16 protein-coding genes are annotated in these 16,320 nt (G+C 71.7%); 5 read left to right on the forward strand and 11 right to left on the reverse strand.

Annotated features, from left to right (window positions below):
* Positions 1 to 20: 20 nt before the first annotated feature.
* Positions 21 to 656 (forward strand): LCCL domain-containing protein, encoded by a 636-nt coding sequence (locus MWM08_RS05070; RefSeq protein WP_244458385.1) that lies wholly within the window; start codon positions 21 to 23, stop codon positions 654 to 656.
* Positions 657 to 1,052: 396 nt separating this feature from the next.
* Here the strand turns inward: MWM08_RS05070 and MWM08_RS05075 are convergent, their stop codons facing one another.
* Positions 1,053 to 1,985, reverse strand: a complete 933-nt coding sequence (locus MWM08_RS05075; protein ID WP_244458386.1) for an LCCL domain-containing protein — start codon at positions 1,983 to 1,985, stop codon at positions 1,053 to 1,055.
* Positions 1,986 to 2,213: 228 nt separating this feature from the next.
* On the reverse strand, positions 2,214 to 2,573 hold the full coding sequence (locus tag MWM08_RS05080) for a DUF1127 domain-containing protein (protein ID WP_244458387.1): 360 nt from the start codon (positions 2,571 to 2,573) through the stop codon (positions 2,214 to 2,216).
* Positions 2,574 to 2,707: 134 nt separating this feature from the next.
* Here MWM08_RS05080 and MWM08_RS05085 point away from each other — a divergent pair, with 134 nt between their 5' ends.
* The 4 genes from MWM08_RS05085 to MWM08_RS05100 all read left to right on the forward strand — a co-directional run bounded on the left by MWM08_RS05085 (position 2,708) and on the right by MWM08_RS05100 (position 6,340).
* Positions 2,708 to 4,513, forward strand: coding sequence for an aminopeptidase P family protein (locus MWM08_RS05085; protein ID WP_244458388.1), 1,806 nt, complete (start codon positions 2,708 to 2,710; stop codon positions 4,511 to 4,513).
* A 150-nt stretch (positions 4,514 to 4,663) separates the two neighbouring features.
* Entirely contained in the window at positions 4,664 to 5,083 is a 420-nt protein-coding gene (locus tag MWM08_RS05090) for a hypothetical protein (RefSeq protein ID WP_244458389.1), read from the forward strand.
* Positions 5,080 to 5,556, forward strand: coding sequence for a hypothetical protein (locus MWM08_RS05095; RefSeq protein ID WP_244458390.1), 477 nt, complete (start codon positions 5,080 to 5,082; stop codon positions 5,554 to 5,556). Before MWM08_RS05090 ends, MWM08_RS05095 begins: the two co-directional genes overlap by 4 nt.
* Entirely contained in the window at positions 5,540 to 6,340 is an 801-nt protein-coding gene (locus MWM08_RS05100) for a hypothetical protein (protein WP_244458391.1), read from the forward strand. The genes MWM08_RS05095 and MWM08_RS05100 overlap by 17 nt, the downstream gene beginning before the upstream one ends.
* Here MWM08_RS05100 and MWM08_RS05105 read toward each other — a convergent pair.
* The 9 genes from MWM08_RS05105 to ftsZ all read right to left on the reverse strand — a co-directional run bounded on the left by MWM08_RS05105 (position 6,312) and on the right by ftsZ (position 16,312).
* Positions 6,312 to 6,950 carry a LysE family translocator gene (locus MWM08_RS05105; protein WP_244458392.1) on the reverse strand — a complete coding sequence of 213 codons (639 nt, stop codon included), beginning with the start codon at positions 6,948 to 6,950 and terminating at the stop codon, positions 6,312 to 6,314. The genes MWM08_RS05100 and MWM08_RS05105 overlap by 29 nt on opposite strands.
* A gap of 158 nt (positions 6,951 to 7,108) precedes the next feature.
* Complete coding sequence (locus tag MWM08_RS05110) at positions 7,109 to 7,549, reverse strand: organic hydroperoxide resistance protein (RefSeq protein ID WP_244458393.1); 441 nt, start codon at positions 7,547 to 7,549, stop codon at positions 7,109 to 7,111.
* Between the two features lie 303 nt (positions 7,550 to 7,852).
* Positions 7,853 to 10,000: an NAD-dependent DNA ligase LigA gene (gene ligA, locus MWM08_RS05115; protein WP_244458394.1), complete on the reverse strand. Its 2,148-nt coding sequence runs from the start codon at positions 9,998 to 10,000 to the stop codon at positions 7,853 to 7,855.
* Positions 9,997 to 10,476 (reverse strand): GNAT family N-acetyltransferase, encoded by a 480-nt coding sequence (locus MWM08_RS05120; protein ID WP_244458395.1) that lies wholly within the window; start codon positions 10,474 to 10,476, stop codon positions 9,997 to 9,999. Before MWM08_RS05120 ends, ligA begins: the two co-directional genes overlap by 4 nt.
* On the reverse strand, positions 10,473 to 11,030 hold the full coding sequence (locus MWM08_RS05125) for a GNAT family N-acetyltransferase (RefSeq protein WP_244458396.1): 558 nt from the start codon (positions 11,028 to 11,030) through the stop codon (positions 10,473 to 10,475). Before MWM08_RS05125 ends, MWM08_RS05120 begins: the two co-directional genes overlap by 4 nt.
* On the reverse strand, positions 11,020 to 12,696 hold the full coding sequence (gene recN / locus MWM08_RS05130) for a DNA repair protein RecN (RefSeq protein ID WP_244458397.1): 1,677 nt from the start codon (positions 12,694 to 12,696) through the stop codon (positions 11,020 to 11,022). The genes MWM08_RS05125 and recN overlap by 11 nt, the downstream gene beginning before the upstream one ends.
* A gap of 19 nt (positions 12,697 to 12,715) precedes the next feature.
* Positions 12,716 to 13,558 carry an outer membrane protein assembly factor BamD gene (locus MWM08_RS05135; protein ID WP_244458398.1) on the reverse strand — a complete coding sequence of 281 codons (843 nt, stop codon included), beginning with the start codon at positions 13,556 to 13,558 and terminating at the stop codon, positions 12,716 to 12,718.
* 67 nt (positions 13,559 to 13,625) lie between these two features.
* Positions 13,626 to 14,570 carry a UDP-3-O-acyl-N-acetylglucosamine deacetylase gene (gene lpxC, locus MWM08_RS05140; RefSeq protein ID WP_244458399.1) on the reverse strand — a complete coding sequence of 315 codons (945 nt, stop codon included), beginning with the start codon at positions 14,568 to 14,570 and terminating at the stop codon, positions 13,626 to 13,628.
* Between the two features lie 215 nt (positions 14,571 to 14,785).
* Positions 14,786 to 16,312 carry a cell division protein FtsZ gene (gene ftsZ, locus MWM08_RS05145; protein WP_244458400.1) on the reverse strand — a complete coding sequence of 509 codons (1,527 nt, stop codon included), beginning with the start codon at positions 16,310 to 16,312 and terminating at the stop codon, positions 14,786 to 14,788.
* Between the last annotated feature and the right edge of the window lie 8 nt (positions 16,313 to 16,320).

Genomic DNA, 16,320 nt, shown 5'->3' on the forward strand with positions numbered 1-16,320 from the left:
GGTCCTGTGAGGGTAGCGCGATGCGGCGTCTGATTCTGGCTTTCGGCGGTTTGCTGGCCCTGGCCGGCACGGCGGCCGCGCAGGCGCCCTGCCCCCCGAATTTCGAGGGGCGGACCGCGCCGCTTACCTGCACCTGCAGTGCCGAGGCCGGCCGGACGGGCGCTGTCTGGGGCTCGGGGATCTACACCTCAGACAGCCGGATCTGCCGTGCGGCGATGCATGCCGGCGTCATCGACCGCAGCGGCGGCGTCGTGGGCGTGGAGCCGGCACCCGGCCAGGCCTCCTATCCCAGTGAGAGTCAGAACGGCATCACCACCCAGGCCTTCGGGCCGTGGCGCGCATCCTTCACCTTCGGCATGCCCCAGATCGCCGAGACACCGACCTGCCCGGCGAATTTCGAGGGCCGCACCGAACGGCTGTCCTGCATCTGCACCGCCAACCTGGTGGCGAGCGGATCGGTCTGGGGCACCGGCGTGTATTCCTCCGACAGCCAGATCTGCCGCGCTGCGCGGCATGCCGGCCTTGTCGGGCCGCAGGGCGGCGCCGTGGGCATGGTGCCGCGCGGACGGCAGGCCCAGTTCACCGGGAGCCAGTCCAACGGCGTCACCTCGTTGAACTTCGGGCCCTGGGGCGGGTCCTTCAGCTTCGAGCGCTGATTGGACGCGCAGGACGGCGGGCTTATCCGCGGCAGGGCCGCCTTCGCCTGCGCAACGGGTGACGCGCGCACGCGCCTTGTCCCGGCCGGCGGCGGTGCAGCCGCCTGGGGCGCCACGATGTCGTGCCGCCGCTGCCCTGGCATGCATCCAGGGGTGCGTGCCCCACGGTGCTGCGAGGCCAGGCGCGCCGCCGCGCCTCGGCCGTCATGCCAGCGGCACTTGCGGCCAAGCGCGGGGCTGGGTGACCGCAGCGGCCGCCGCCCGCGAGCCCGCCCGGCCGTTCGGGCATCGGCCGAGGGGTGCCTCAGGCCGGACGCATGCGAGGGTCGGGACACGCCAAGGCCGGCGGTCGATGGGATCGACCGCCGGCACCCGATGTTCAAGCGAAGCTTCCGATCAGCGCCGGAAGGTGAAGGATGCGCCCCACGGCCCGTAGTTCGACGTGGTGATGCCGTTGGCGGCGCTGCCGGCATAGGCGTTCTGCCCCGGCGCCGGGACGATGTTCACGGCCCCGCCTGTCGCCGGGATGACCCCGGCATGGACCGCGGCGCGGCAGACGCGGCTGTCGGTGGTGTAGATGCCGGTGCCCCAGACCGACCCCGACATCGCCGCTTCCGGCGCGCAGGCGCAGCTGACGGGTGCGGTCCGCCCCTCGAAATTCGCCGGGCAGGCGTCGAGGTCCGCCGCCAGGGCGCCGGCGGCAGCCACGGTGAAGGAGGCGCTCCACGGCCCGTAGTTGGAGGTGGTGATGCCGTTCGCCGCACTGCCGGCATAGGCCTGCTGGCCGGGCGCCGGCGTTACCGCGACGACGCCGCCGGTGGCCGGGATGGCGCCCGCATGGATGGCGGCGCGGCAGACCCGGCTATCGGCGGTGTAGACGCCGGTCCCCCAGACCGTGCCGGACAGCGCGGCCTCGGTGGTGCAGGTGCAGGTCAGCGGTGCGGCCTGGTTCTGGAAGGTGGCGGGGCAGGCCGCGGCGGCGGCGGCCGGCGCGGCTACGGTGAAGGATGCGCTCCAAGGCCCGTAGTTGGAGGTGGTGATGCCGTTCGCCGCACTGCCGGCATAGGCGGGCAGGCCAGGCGCCGGGGTGACCACCACCACGCCGCCGGTGGCGGGAATGGCGCCGGAATGGACCGCGGCGCGGCAGATCCGGCTGTCGGTGGTGTAGGTCCCGGAGCCCCACACGCTGCCCGAAAGCGCCGCCTCGGTCGCGCAGGAGCAGGTCACCGGCGCCGACTGTCCCTGGAAATTGGCTGGACAGGGGGCCTGGGCGGCAGCCGGGGCTGCCAGCAATAGAAGGGCGCCGACGATCTGGAATATGCGCAGCATGTTCGTTCCCCCAGGGTTTTCCCCAGGGAAAGCGTAGGCATGGCGGGGCGGCGCCAACAACGAAAATTGTAACGGCGCGGTGATCGCCGCGCCGCCACGGTGTCCGTGTCTGGTCGGGCATGTTCCGTCTCGCGCATGCGCGCCGCCCGGTACCGGCCCGCCCCCGGCCGGCGACCCATTCCAGGATGCGGATGTGGGACGCCGGTGGCGGAGGTGCCGAACAGACCCTCAGGCGGCGCGCTGCGGCGCCTGCGGGCTGTCATTCGCGGCGCGCGTCGCGAAGGACGGGTCGAAGACGCGCGGGATATCGAAGCGCGTCATGCCGATGTCGCGCAGCTCGCGGTCCGACAGCCTGCGCAGCGCGCGGTAGGTGTCGATGCGCGCGGGGAAGGTGACCAGCGCGCGGACCAGAGCCTCGGCAGCGTTCAGCATGGCCTGGCCGGCGCGGCGGACGCCGTCGGCGACAGCCTCGTCGCGCGCAGCGATGGCGGCGAGGCGGATGGCCTCGACCTCGGCCAGGCGGCGGGAGGGGATGGTTGTGGCGGGCAGCAGCAGGGCGGCCTCGGCCTTGGTGATACGGGCGTCCATGGTAAGTGTCCTTGTCCCGGGTGGGCGGCCCGTGCGGGGCGGCCGACCCTTCGTGGACGCAATATAGGTGCAGCACGGCCACAGGTGATGCGCCAAGGACACGATCAAGTTATGTGATAAACGCATGGCTTCCTGTGGATGAATGCAACAATGCGGTAACGAGGATCACGACCCTGTCACCCCAAGACCGCCTCGCCGCCCTCCGCGCCCGCCTGCATGACGCCGGCCTGCAGGGCTTCATCATCCCCCGATCCGACGAGCATATCGGCGAATACGTCCCGCCCTCGGGCGAACGCTTGGCCTGGCTGACCGGATTCACGGGCTCCGCCGGCATGGCGATCGTGCTGGCGGACCGCGCGGCGGTCTTCACCGATGGCCGCTACACGCTGCAGGTGCGCACCCAGACCGACCCGGCGCTATGGGAATGCCGGCACCTGACCGAGGAACCCGCGACCGAGTGGCTGAAGGCGCATGCCCAGGGCCAGCGCATCGGCTACGACCCGTGGCTGCATGCGGCGCCCGCGATCGATCGCCTGGCTGTGCCCGGCGTCACGCTTGTGCCGGTCACGGCGAACCCGGTCGATGCCGCCTGGGCGGATCGCCCGCCCGCACCGATGGCCGAGGCCCTGCCGCACCCCATCGCCTTCGCCGGCAAGCCGGCCGAGGACAAGCGGGCCGAGGCCGCGGCCGAACTCCGCGCCGCGAAGGAAGCCGCGGTGGTGCTGGCCGACCCGCATTCGCTCGCCTGGCTCCTCAATATCCGCGGCGGGGATCTTGCGAATACGCCGCTCGCGCTGGGCTTCGCGCTGCTGCATGACGACGCGCGCGTCGATGTCTTCATGGACCCGCGCAAGGTGCCGCCGGCCACGCGCTCGCACCTCGGCAACCAGGTGGTCGTGCGACCGCGCGAGGAATTGCCCGCCGCGCTCGATGCGCTGCGTGGCCGGCGCGTGCGCATCGATGCCGAGGCGACGCCCGCCTGGTTCGCCGAACGTCTGCGCGCCGCCGGTGCTGAGGTCAGCCCGGGCGAGGACCCCTGCCGGATGCCACGCGCCTGCAAGAACGCGGTGGAACGTGACGGCGCGCGTGCGGCGCATCGCCGCGACGCGGTGGCGATGGCGCGATTCCTCGCCTGGTTCGCGGCGCAGGCGCCTCAGGGTGGCCTCAGCGAGATCTCGGCGGCGAACCAACTGCTGTCATTCCGCCGCGAGGTGGACCGCTTCCGCGGCGAATCCTTCTCCGCCATCTCGGGCGCGGGCGAGCACGGTGCCATCGTCCACTATCGCGTCACCCCGGAAAGCAACCGCCGCATCGCGCCCGACGAGTGCTACCTGATCGATTCCGGTGGGCAGTACCTGGACGGCACGACCGACATCACGCGTACGCTCTGGACCGGGCCGGGGCCCGCGCCGGCGGGGTTGCGCGACCGCGCGACGCGCGTGCTGAAGGGGCATATCGCGCTGGCGACCGCACGCTTCCCCGCGGGGGTCGCGGGGCCGCACCTCGATGCGCTGGCGCGGCGGCCGCTGTGGGATGCCGGGCTCGACTACGACCACGGCACCGGGCATGGCGTGGGGTCGTTCCTGTCGGTGCATGAAGGCCCGGCGGCCTTCTCGCGCGCCGCACGCGTGGTGCCGCTGCGCGAGGGCATGATCCTGTCCGACGAACCCGGCTTCTACGCCACCGGCGAATACGGCATACGGCTGGAGAACCTGCTGCTGGTGGTGCCGTCCACCGTGCCGGGCGCGGCCAAGCCTTTCCTGGAATTCGAGACGCTGACGCTGGCGCCCTTCGACCGGGCGCTGGTCGATGTGGCGCTGCTGACGGTGGCGGAGCGGGATTGGCTGAACGCCTATCACGCCCGGGTGCTGACGGAGGTCGGCCCGGCGCTGGACGGCGCTACGGCGGCCTGGCTGGCGGCGGCCTGCGCCCCGCTCTAGGAACCCGCGGCCGACGTGCAGGCGGCGGTCACCGACCGGGGATTCCATGCTGTGAAATGCAGTCGTGACACGGTCTGCGCGGCATCTAGGCTGTGCCACCCGGCGGTGACCGGGACAGCAACGATGGAGACCGGGTGAATGGTTCGATACATGGCGCTGGCGCTTGGCGTCGTCCTGGCGGCTGGCCCCGCCACTGCGCAGACCCCTGCCAGGGTGCTCAACCGGGCGGAGGTCCAGGTCATCGCGCAGACCGACACCGGGGGCGCCACGCCGCGCTGCGGCATGGTCTTCCGGATTCGGAACGTCGGCACGGTGCGCCTGAGCACCTTCATCGCCGAGATCGCCGCCACCGATATGCGCAACAGCGCGGCGCTGACGCTTCCGGTTTCCGTCGTGAATGTCAGCAACGTCGACGCGGGCGAATCCAGGGATTCGATCACGCCCACCCAGGCCGTTGGTGCGTCCTGTGACCAGGTGCGGGTGCGCGTGACCACCGTGACCTGCATACGCCAGTGCGAGTCGGTCGCCTGGACGCAGCAGGGCCTCGGCGCGCTGGAGGCGCCGCGATGAGGCACGCCGCCCGGGCCGCCGCGTTGGCAGCGCTGCTGGCGGGGCCGGCGGCGGGGCAGTCCGCCGGTGCCCTGGCGGCGGCCGAGCGCGCGAGGGGCACTGCGGCCGGGCCGTGGAACGGCAATTGGTCGCTGCTGCGCGACGACCCGCGCATCCGCACCCGCGCCGGCGCCGCCACGCTGCGGCTACATGTGATCCAGGACGCCGCCGGTCCGGTCGAACTGCAATGGACCGCCGATCGCGGCATCTGCGAGGACCCGAATGCCGCGCCCTGCGAATGGGTGTCGGCACGGGGACGCGGGCTGGCGGTGGCGGCGGGGCCGGGGGCGCTCGCGGTGCTTCTGCGGATCTCGGCCGATCCCGACGACCCCTTCCTGCTTGTCCTGGAACGCAGCGCGGAGGGCCGCGCCACCGCGCGCCTGGTGTCGGAGAAGGGCGGCATCGCCTATCGCCTGGATGCCGAGCGGGAGTGACACGCCGCGCCTGGGCGGGCAGCGCGTGCTGCTCGTCTATGGGCTGATGGGCGACCTGGCGGTCGCGCTGCAGCCGCTTGGCCTGGAATACATGCAGCCCTTGGCCGAATGGCTGCGCGCGCAGGGTGCGGATGCCTCGGTGGTGAAACTGCGCACCGCGGAATCCGTCGCGGCGAATGCCGCGCTGCTGCGCGCCGCCATCCTGTCCGACCCGCGCCCCGCGCTGGTCATCGCGCACAGCAAGGGCGGGCTGGAGGCGCTGGCGGCGTTGCTTGACCCCGCGGCACAGGCGCGCTGCATGGGCTTCCTGGCGATGCAGTCGCCTTTCCACGGCAGCCCGGTGGCAGATGTGGTGGTTGGCGCCAAGCCGCTCGAGGCCGCGGCCGGCGGCTTCGCGCGCATGATGCGCATCGGCACCGAGCAGGGCGTGCGCGACCTGACGACCGGCGTACGGCGCAACTGGATGGCGGCCGCGCAGGGGCCGATCGCGCGTCTGCTGGCGGCGCTGCCGGTGGCGTGCCTCGCGACCGCGCTCGCCCCCGGCACCGCGCGCGGGCGCGAGAGGCTGCACCTGGCCGCCGCGCAATGGATGGAGAAGCGCGGCTACGGCCCGAATGACGGGCTGGTGCCGGTGGACAGCGCGCTGATCGCCGGCGCACGGCATGTGGTGCTGGCCGGCAGCCACATTGCGAGCGTCAGCCGCGGACCGGGGCGCGACCCCGTCGCGATGATGCGCGTCGGTCTCGATGCGCTGTTCAGCGCGGCGCCCCGAGCAGCATCCTGACACCGAGGCCAACGAACAGCGTGCCCGCCGCGCCATCCAGCCAGCGCCCGGCCGATGACGCGCGCAGCCGCCCGGCGATGCGCGCCGCGGCCGGGATCAGCAGCGCGTAGAAGGGCAGCGCGATGGCGGGCAGCAGTGGCCCGAGGATGAGCATCTGCACCCAGGCCGGGCTGCGGCCGGGATCGACGAACAACGGCACGAAGGCCAGGAAGAACAGCCCCACCTTCGGGTTCAGCAGGTTGGTCACGAAGCCCTGGCGGAAGGCAGCCGACAGGCTGATGGCGGCCGGTTCGGCGGCGCTGTCCGCGGCCGGGCCGCGCCATGCCGCACGGATCGCCTGCGCGCCGAGCCACAACAGGTAGAGCGCGCCGGCGATACGCAGCGCGGTGAACAGCGCCGGGTTCGCCGCGACAAGGGCGGCGACGCCAAGCGCGGCCAGCACGATGTGCACGCCGACGCCGGCATAAACGCCAGCGGTGGCAGCCCAGCCGCGCCGTGCCCCGCCCGAGAGCGTCTGGCCGAGCACGAAGGCCATGTCCGGGCCTGGCGTGACCACCAGCACCAGACAGGCGATGAGGAATCCGGCTAGCAGGGAAGGATCGACGGGCATGGGCAGCGTGATGCGCCCACCGCTCACCATTCGTCCAACGCATTGCCTTGATGGAATGCATCAGGTGCGTTGATGCTGCATCCGGCCGTGTGTGCCGGGCGCCGGCATGGCGCGGGGCCATGCCGTCCGTCCGGCGCTGCTGGCCCTCGCGGGCCGGTTCAGCCGCCCTTGATGGTGAGCGTCACGTCCACGTTGCCGCGCGTGGCGTGGGAATAGGGGCAGATCTTCTCGTGCGCTTCCTGGGCGAGGGTTTCCAGCGTCGCCTGGGGAATGGTCGGGTCCTCGACCGTCAGCACGACGGACAGGCCAAAGCCGCCGCCCTCGCGCGGGCCGATCGAGACCGCCGCGCTGACCTTGGCGCCTGCCGCGTTCACCTTGTGCTGACGACCGACGAAGTCCACCGCGCCGCCGAAGCAGGCGGCGTAGCCGGCGGCGAAGAGGTGCTCGGGCGTCGAGGTATTGGGCTTGCCGGGGCCGCCCATCGCCTTGGGCACGGACAGGTCCACGGAGACCAGGCCGTCATCGGCCGCGGTGTGGCCGTTGCGCCCGCCAGTGGCGCTGGCATGGGCGGTGAATTTCGCGTCGATCTTGTCGGCCATGTCGGTCTCCTGTCGCTGTATCTCACCCAGTCAGGTTGGGCGTTGAGACCGCCGGTGCAAGCGACGCGAGACGCGGGAGCCGCCTCCGCTCGCCCGGGTGCGCGGCATTTGTCCTTGCGAGCACTGTCACCCGATCAAATGTCCCATGCCGACCGGGATCTGCTCCTGCCAGCGATCCGCGACGCGTGCTCGGCGGCACTGATCCGCATGCAAGGTGCCGCAGGCCCGCGCGGAGCCAGCGTCCGCAGCGGCATCCCGTCCTGGCCGCGGCCTTGCGATCCGCGCCCGCGATCGGCCGGGCCGTCAGGTGATGCCGGCCAGGTCGCGGAATTCCGCCTCGGTCAGGATGCGCAGGCCGAGTTCCGTGGCCTTGGTCGCCTTCGACCCGGCATCGGCGCCAACCACGACGAAGTCGGTCTTCTTCGACACCGATTTCGTGACCTTGGCGCCGAGGCGTTCGGCCTGCGCCTCGGCCTCATCGCGCGACAGGGTCTCGAGCGTGCCGGTGAAGACCAGCGTCTTGCCGGCGAAGGGGCTGTCGGCCGCAGCGCTGGATTCCGCGGGCAGCGGCGGGGCCTCGCGCGCCAGGTCGTCGAGCGCCGCGACCGCGCGCGGTTCGGCGAAGAATTCCACCAGCTCCTCGGCGATGGCGGGACCGATGCCCTGGATGGAGCCGAGCTCCTCGCGCGCTTCCGACCCGATGATGTGGGCGGCGATCATCCTGGCGCGCCAGTCCTCGAGCGTGTGGTAGTGGCGTGCCAGCAGCTTCGCGTTCTGTTCGCCGATGCGGCGGATGCCCAGCGCGAAGATGAAGCGTTCCAGCGGGACGTTGCGGCGCGCCTCGATGGCGTCGAGCAGCTTGGCGACCTTGCGCGCATCGTCGGCCTTCTTCGACCGCGCGCCCCAGCCCTCCCATTGCCGCATCCGATCCGCGTGCTGTGCCAGGCGGAAGATGTCGGCCGGGCTGCGCACCAGGCCCTCGTCGAACAGCTTCTGGATGTTCTCCTCACCCAGGCCCTCGATATCCATGGCGCGGCGGGACGCGAAATGCTTGAGGCGCTCGACCGCCTGCGCGGGACACACCAGGCCGCCGGTGCAGCGGCGCACCACGTCCTCGCCGTCGCGGATGGCATGGCTGCCGCAGGCCGGGCAGGTGGTGGGGAAGGCGAAGGGCTGGGCGCTGGGCGGGCGTTTGTCGAGCAGGACTTCGACCACCTGCGGGATGACATCGCCGGCGCGCTGGATGCGGACGGTGTCGCCGATGCGGATGTCCTTGCGGGCGATCTCGTCCTCGTTGTGCAGCGTCGCGTGGCGCACCACGACACCGCCGACGGTGACCGGCTGCATCACCGCGCGTGGCGTCAGCGCGCCGGTGCGCCCGACCTGGATCTCGATCGCTTCGAGCACGGTGGTGGCCTGCTCGGCGGGGAATTTCCAGGCGGTCGCCCAGCGCGGCGCGCGGCCGACGAAGCCAAGCCGCCGCTGCCAGTCGAGGCGGTCCAGCTTGTAGACCACGCCGTCGATATCGTAGCCGAGGGATGCGCGCCCGTCGCCGATGCGGCGCTGGAAGGCCTCCGCATCGGCTTCGTTGTCGAGCAGGGTCGAGAGCGGGTTCACCGCGAAGCCCCAGGCTTCAAGGCGCTGCAGGAAGGCATGGTGGCTCTCGGCCGGTGCTTCGCTCGCGGCGCCCATGGCATAGGCGAACAGTTTGAGCGGGCGCGAGGCGGTGATGCGCGCGTCGAGCTGGCGCACGGAACCGGCTGCGGCGTTGCGCGGATTGGCCGGCACGATCACCGCATCGCCGAGCTTATCGCCACGCGCGCGGCGGGCTTCGCGCTCGGCCAGGGCGCGTTCCTGCGTGGTGCGGAAGGCCAGGAAATCCGCCTTGTCCATGAAGACCTCGCCGCGGATCTCGATGCGGGCGGGGAAGGGGGCGTGCAGGCGCTTCGGCAGGTCGGCGATGGTCAGCAGGTTGGCCGTGACGTCCTCGCCCTCGATGCCATCGCCGCGCGTGGCACCCTTCACGAAGGCGCCGTCCTCGTACAGCAGGTTGATCGATAGGCCGTCGATCTTGGGCTCGCCCACGAAGCGCAGCGGTTCCTCCGGGCCGAGGCCGAGGAAGCGGCGGATCGAGGCGCAGAACTCGGCGAAGTCCTCCGCGCTGAACACGTTGTTCAGCGACAGCATGGGTTCGCCGTGGCGGGACTTCGCGAAGCCTTCGGCTGTGGCGGCGCCGACGCGGCGGGATGGGCTGTCGGCGCGCACGAGGGCAGGGAAGCGCGCTTCGATCGCGCGGTTGCGCCGCACCAGCGCGTCGTAGTCGGCGTCGCTGATCTCGGGCGCATCCTGGCCGTGATACAGCGCGTCGTGGCGGGCGATCTCGGCGGCCAGCGCGGCGAGTTCCTCGGCGGCCTCGGCTTCGGTGAGCGTGGCGGGGTCGCGCGGCGTCATGGGGTGGCCTCGGCGGCGAGGGTGTCGTAGGCGGCGCCCGCGAGCAGGCGGCCGGTGAAGTGTTCCTCGATGACGGCGCCGATCGAGTCATAGAAGGCCGAGGCCTCGTCATCGCCGTCATCGACGCCCCACCACAGGCAGACGGCGCCGGCGGCGCGGGTTTCGGCGGCGAGTGCGGCCATCAGCGCGCGGGCGATGCCGCGGCGGCGGAATTCCGGGCGCACGAACAGATCGACCACGATGCAGCCGCCTGCCGCGCGGGTGGAATCGAACACGATGTTGCCGGTGACGAAGCCGGCCAATACGCCATCCGCTTCCGCCACGCGCAGCATCGACAGCGGGTTCGGGCCGAGCAAGTGGTGGCGCACATGCGCGCCCGTCATGGGCACGACGGGGCCTGGGCCATCGAGGCTGTTGATGGCGTTGAACATGGCCGCGACGTCGTCGGCTTCGGCGGGGCGTGCGGTGCGGATCATGGCGGGGGTTCGGCGGCGAGGTTCAGGAAATCCTGCTGTACCACCGCGAAGGCCATGACGGCTTCGCCGCGGCTGCCGAGGCGCCGGTAGAAGGCGTGGGCGGCGGTGTTCTGCGCCTTCGCGGTCAGCCAGAGGTGGCGTGCGCCCTGCGCGTGTCCGGCGCGCGCGATGCCGGCGAGCAGCGCGCGGGCGATGCCTCTGCGGCGATGCGTGGGCGACGTGTACAGGTCGGCGACATACAGGCCGTGTTCGGCATGCCCGGTCTCGTAGGTGGCGTGCGCGGTGGCGTAGCCGATGAGTGCGCCGTCGGTGCCTTGGGCGACCATGGCGATCGTGCTTGGGTTGCCGATGATGTCGCGTTCGACATGCGCGTCGGTGAGCAGGTCGTCCGGGTCGCCCTGGTCGCGGTTGAGTTGCGCGATCAGGTGTTTAAGTGCCCGTGCATCGTCTGGCGTGGCGCGCCTGATGGCGCTGCCCGTCTGCGCGGGCGGAGTTCCAGAAAAAGGAGGGGGTTCGGGGGAGTTCCCTCCCCCGACCTTGCTGTCACCGCGCATCCGCGAGAAGGCTTTCCGCGGCGGCGCGTGCCGCGTCAGTGACGCGCTCCCCGGCGAGCATGCGTGCCAGCTCCTCTCGCCGCTCGCCTTCGGGCAGGGTTTCCACGCGGGTTTCTGCGCGCCCGCCCTTGACCATCTTGGCCACCCGCAGATGCGCCGCGCCGCGCGCTGCCACCTGCGGCGAATGGGTCACCACCAGCACCTGAAGCCGTTCGGCCACGCGCGCCAGGCGTTCGCCCACGGCCGCCGCGGTGGCGCCGCCGATGCCGGAATCGACTTCGTCGAACACCAGCGTCGGCACGGGTGATCCGCGCGCCAACACGACCTTGAGCGCGAGCATCAGGCGCGAGAGTTCGCCGCCCGAGGCGATCTTGGCCAGTGCGCCGGGTGCCTGGCCGGGGTTGGTGCTGACCAGGAAGGCCACGCGGTCCTGCCCGTCCGGCCCCCATCCGGCTTCGTCCTTCGCGGCGATGTCGATGACCAGGCGCGCACGGTCGAGCTTGAGCGGCGGGAGTTCCTTGGCGGCGGCCTTCTCCAGCCTCGCCGCGGCGTCGCGCCGCGCGTCGGTCAGGGCGGCGGCGGCGGCGAGGTAGGCCTTCCGCGCGGCGGCCTCGTCGCGTTCCAGCGCGGCGACGCGCCCGGACCCGGCGTCGAGTGCTTCGAGGCGCGCGCGCAGCCCGGCGGCGAATTCCGGCAGGTCCACCACCGCGACCGAATGCTTGCGGGCGGCGGCGCGCAGGGCGAACAGGCGTTCCTCGGTCTGTTCGAGCCGACGCGGATCCGGGCCGCCCTCGTGGAGCAGGGTCTGCAGCGCGGCCTCGGCCTCGGCCAGCGCGTCCTGCGCGGCCGCCAAGGCGGCGATGGCGGGCTGGGCTTCGTCGTTGGGCGGAGGCAGGCGTTCGAGCGCGCGGGCGGCCTCGCGCAACGCACGGGAGGGCGTGGCGGCGCGGCGGTCGCGCGGCGTCAGTTCGGCGATGGCGGCGGCGATGGCCTCGGCGCGGCGCTCGCCCTGCTGGAGGCGCTGGCGCTCGGCGGCGAGGCGGTCTTCCTCGCCTTCCTGCGGGTTCAGTTCGCGCAGTTCGGCGACGGCGTGGCGCAGCCATTCCTCCTCGCGCTGCGCGGTGGCGATCGCTTCGCGCGCATCGGCAAGGCGCTTCGTGGCGGTGCGCCAGGCGCCCCACGATTCCGCGGTCGCGACGCGGCGGGGTTCCAGCGCGCCGAAGGCATCGAGCAGCCCGCCATGCGAGGCCGGGTCCGCGAGGCCGACCTGGTCGTGCTGGCCCTGAACTTCGACCAGCGTCGCACCCAGGCGCCGCAGCAGCGCCACGCCAACCGGCTGGTCGTTGACGAAGGCGCGGGAACGGCCATCGGCCTGCACCACGCGGCGCAGCACCAGGTCCTCCTCGGGCTCGATGCCCTGTTCGCGCAGGATGTCGAAGGCGGGATGGCCGGCGGGCGGATGAAAGGCGGCAGCGACCGAGGCCTGCGGCTGCCCGGCACGCACCATGCCGGATTCGGCGCGGCCACCGAGCGCCAGGCCCAGGCTGTCGAGCAGGATCGACTTGCCCGCCCCGGTCTCGCCGGTCAGCGCGGTGAGGCCAGCGCCGAAGGCGAGATCGAGCCGTTCGATCAGCACCACGTCGCGGATGGCGAGGCTGGCGAGCACGGGCTTCCGTGCCCCTCTCTCAGAACAGCCAGTTGATGCTGCGGCGGACGAAGCCGGGGCGGTCCTGCGGCGCGGGCTGCGCGCCTTCCACCAGCAGCGCGTAGGAATCCTGGTACCAGGGGCTGCCCGGGTAGTTGAAGCCGAGCACCGACGCCGTCCGACGCGCCTCGTCGGTCAGGCCGAGCGAGATGTAAATCTCGGTCAGGCGGTGCAGCGCCTCGGGCACGTGGTTGGTGGTCTGGTATTCGTCGACCACGCGGCGGAAGCGCCCGATCGCGGCCGATTGCAGGCCCTGGCGCTGGTAGAAGCGGCCGACATGCATCTCGCGTCCCGCCAGGTGGTCGCGCGCCAGGTCCATCTTGAGCCGGGCGTCGCGCGCATAGGCGGTGTCGGGGAAGCGGTTCACCACGTCCTGCAGCGCGGTCATCGCGGTGATGGTCTGCTGCTGGTCGCGCTGCGCGTCGTTGATCTGTTCGTACTGCGACAACGCGCGCAGGTAGTACGCGTAAGCGACGTCGCGATGCGCCGGATGCAGCTGGATGAAGCGGTCGAGCGCGCCGATCGCCTCGGTGTAGCGATTGCGCGTGTAGTCGGCATAGGCCGCCATCAGCTTCGCGTTGGTCGCCCAGGTCGAATAGGGGTGCTCGCGCTCGACGGCGTCGAACAGGTCGACGGCACGCTGGAAGCGGTTGGCGCGCAGTTCCTGCATCCCGGCGGCGTAGAGCGCCTCGGGCGACTGGTCGGCCGCATCCGCCACGGCGGCCCCAGGGGCCAACGACGGATCCGCGCCGGTGCCCTGCTGGAAGCGGCTGCATCCGGCCAGCGCGACAAGAACGAGAATAGGGAGTGCGACGCGAATCATCGGGGGAGCCATGAGGTCGGGCCGCTGTATATCATGGCGAGGGCCCTGCCCGCCAAGCGGCGACCGATCAGGCGATGGCGGGTGCGGCGGCGGCGCGCACGGGGGTCGCGGCCGCGCCCTCGGACATAACGGGCAGGCCGGTCATGCGCCACGCCGTGGCGTCGGCGAACAGCGCGCGCAGCACGCGGTTGTTCAGCGCATGGCCCGACCGCGCACCGCGGAAGCGCCCGCGGATCGGCGCGCCGGCCAGGGCCAGGTCGCCCACCACGTCGAGCAGCTTGTGCCGCACGAATTCGTCAGGACGGCGAAGCCCACCCGGGTTGAGGACCATCGGCCCATCCACGACCACGGCGTTGGCCAGGCTGCCGCCCTGCGCCAGGCCGGCGGCGCGCAGCCGCGCCACGTCCTCGGCCAGGGTGAAGGTGCGCGCATCGGCCAGGCCCTCGCGAAAGGCGAGGGGGGAGACGCGCAGCGCCAGCGCCTGGCGGCCGATCGCGGTATTCGGGAAGTCGATCTCGAGTTCGGCGTCGAAGGCGGGTTCGCGGCCGGGCAGCAATTCGGCGAAGGCGCCGTTCGGCTCCTCGACGCGGACAGCGCGCAGAACCTCGATCGCGGCGCGTGGGGCGGCCGTGGTCACGATGCCGGCGCAATCGATCAGGAACAGGAACGGGGCGGCGGAGCCATCCATGATCGGCACTTCGGGGCCGTCGACCTCGACCACGGCATCGTCGATGCCGCTGCCGGCGAGCGCCGCCATGACGTGTTCGATGGTGGAGACGGACGCGTCGCCCTGACCGATCGCGGTGCACAGGCGGGTGTCGACCACGCGGTCGAACATCGCGGGAATGTCCAGACCCAGGTCGGTGCGGCGGAAGACGATGCCGGTGCCCGCAGCCGCAGGGCGCAGCGTGAGCGCGACGCGACGACCGGAATGCAGGCCGGTGCCGACGCACCCGATGGGTGCCTTCAGCGTCCTGCGTCGCCCGTTCTCCGCCGGAATGAAGCCGTCCATAGCCCTCGTGCCTTTCGGGGGCGTCGCTGCCTTCACCGCAGGTGCCGCATCCCCCTCGATGCGGCGCGATGCTGTGATGGGCAACGCCCCGGATCACAGAAGCATTCTGCGAGCCGGGGCGCTATTCAAGCCTTGTTTCTCTATATTACGCTGCAAGCCACTGAAAACATTGAATTAGTGCAGCGCAAAATAAGGCCAAAAAACGGCCGATGCGGTCAGGGATTGTGCTGACGGCGCAGGAAGGTCGGGATCTCGAGGCCCATTTCGTCCGGCGCCGCGGCGCGCGGGGCCGCGCGCTGCGCGGGTACCGCGTGCTGCGGCACAACCGAGGGTTCAACGCGCACCGCATGCTGCGCCATTGGCGGCTGGGCCTCCGGCAGGGTGCGGCGCATCATGCCGGTCACGTTGGTCGCCCGCTTGAACAAGCTGCTCATCATGCCGGAGGACTGGCGCGCCGGTTCGGGCTGGCGCGGCGCGACGGGTTCGGCGGTCACGGCGGGGCCGACGACGATCGGCGCGTCCGCCGGCGCCTGGTGCGCGGGGGCATAGGCGTCCAGCGCCTCCGGCTCAGCCAGCGGCGGCTGCTCGGGCGTGGAGTCCACGACCGCCGGGCGCATCGCCGGCGCCGGGGCCGGCGCCGCCACGGTGCGGATGAAGGACGGCGACGTGCGCACCGGAGCGGCCGGCGCCACGGACTGCGTGGCCACCGCCTGCGTGGGCGCGCCATTCGCGACCAGCTTCAGCGGCACCTCGCCCCGGCCGTTCGCCGACGCCACGTCGATGCCCGTCGCGACGACCGAGACGCGCACGCGCCCGTTCATACCCTCGTCGACCGAGGTGCCGAAGATGATGTTCGCGTCCTCGTCCACTTCCTTGCGGATGCGGTTGGCGGCGGCGTCGACCTCGAACAGGGTCATGTCGTAGCCGCCGGTGATGTTGATCAGCACCCCGCGCGCGCCGGCCATCGAAATGTCCTCGAGCAGCGGGTTGCTGATGGCGGCCTCGGCGGCCTTGGTAGCGCGGTCATCGCCCTCGGCCTCGCCGGTGCCCATCATCGCCTTGCCCATCTCGGCCATGACAGTGCGGATGTCGGCGAAATCGAGGTTCACCATGCCGGGATTGACCATCAGGTCGGTCACGCCACGCACGCCCATGTACAGGACATTGTCGGCCATCTTGAACGCTTCCTGGAAGGTGGTGCGTTCATTGGCCAGCCTGAACAGGTTCTGGTTCGGGATGACGATCAGCGTATCGACGAAGGACTGCAGTTCCTCGATGCCCGAATCGGCGGACTTCTTGCGCTTCGGCCCTTCGAAGTCGAACGGCTTGGTCACTACGCCGACGGTCAGGATGCCGCGCTCGCGCGCCATCCGCGCGATCACCGGCGCAGCCCCCGTGCCGGTGCCGCCGCCCATGCCGGCGGTGATGAAGACCATGTGCACGCCTTCGATGTGGCGGGCGAGTTCTTCCATCGCTTCCTCGGCCGCGGCGCGCCCGATCTCGGGCTTCGCACCGGCGCCCAGGCCCTGCGTCAGGTGCGGGCCCAACTGCACGCGGCGTTCGGCGCGCGAATGGAACAGCGACTGGCTGTCGGTGTTGGCGACCAGGAATTCGACGCCGTCGAGGCCCATCGCGATCATGTTGTTGACCGCGTTGGTGCCGCCGCCGCCCACGCCCACCACGGTGATGCGCGGGCTGAAATCGGTGTGCTGCTGCTGCGGCACGGTCAGGTTCAGGGTCATGGGCGGGC

The organism is Roseomonas fluvialis (assembly GCF_022846615.1).
GTDB lineage: Bacteria > Pseudomonadota > Alphaproteobacteria > Acetobacterales > Acetobacteraceae > Neoroseomonas > Neoroseomonas fluvialis.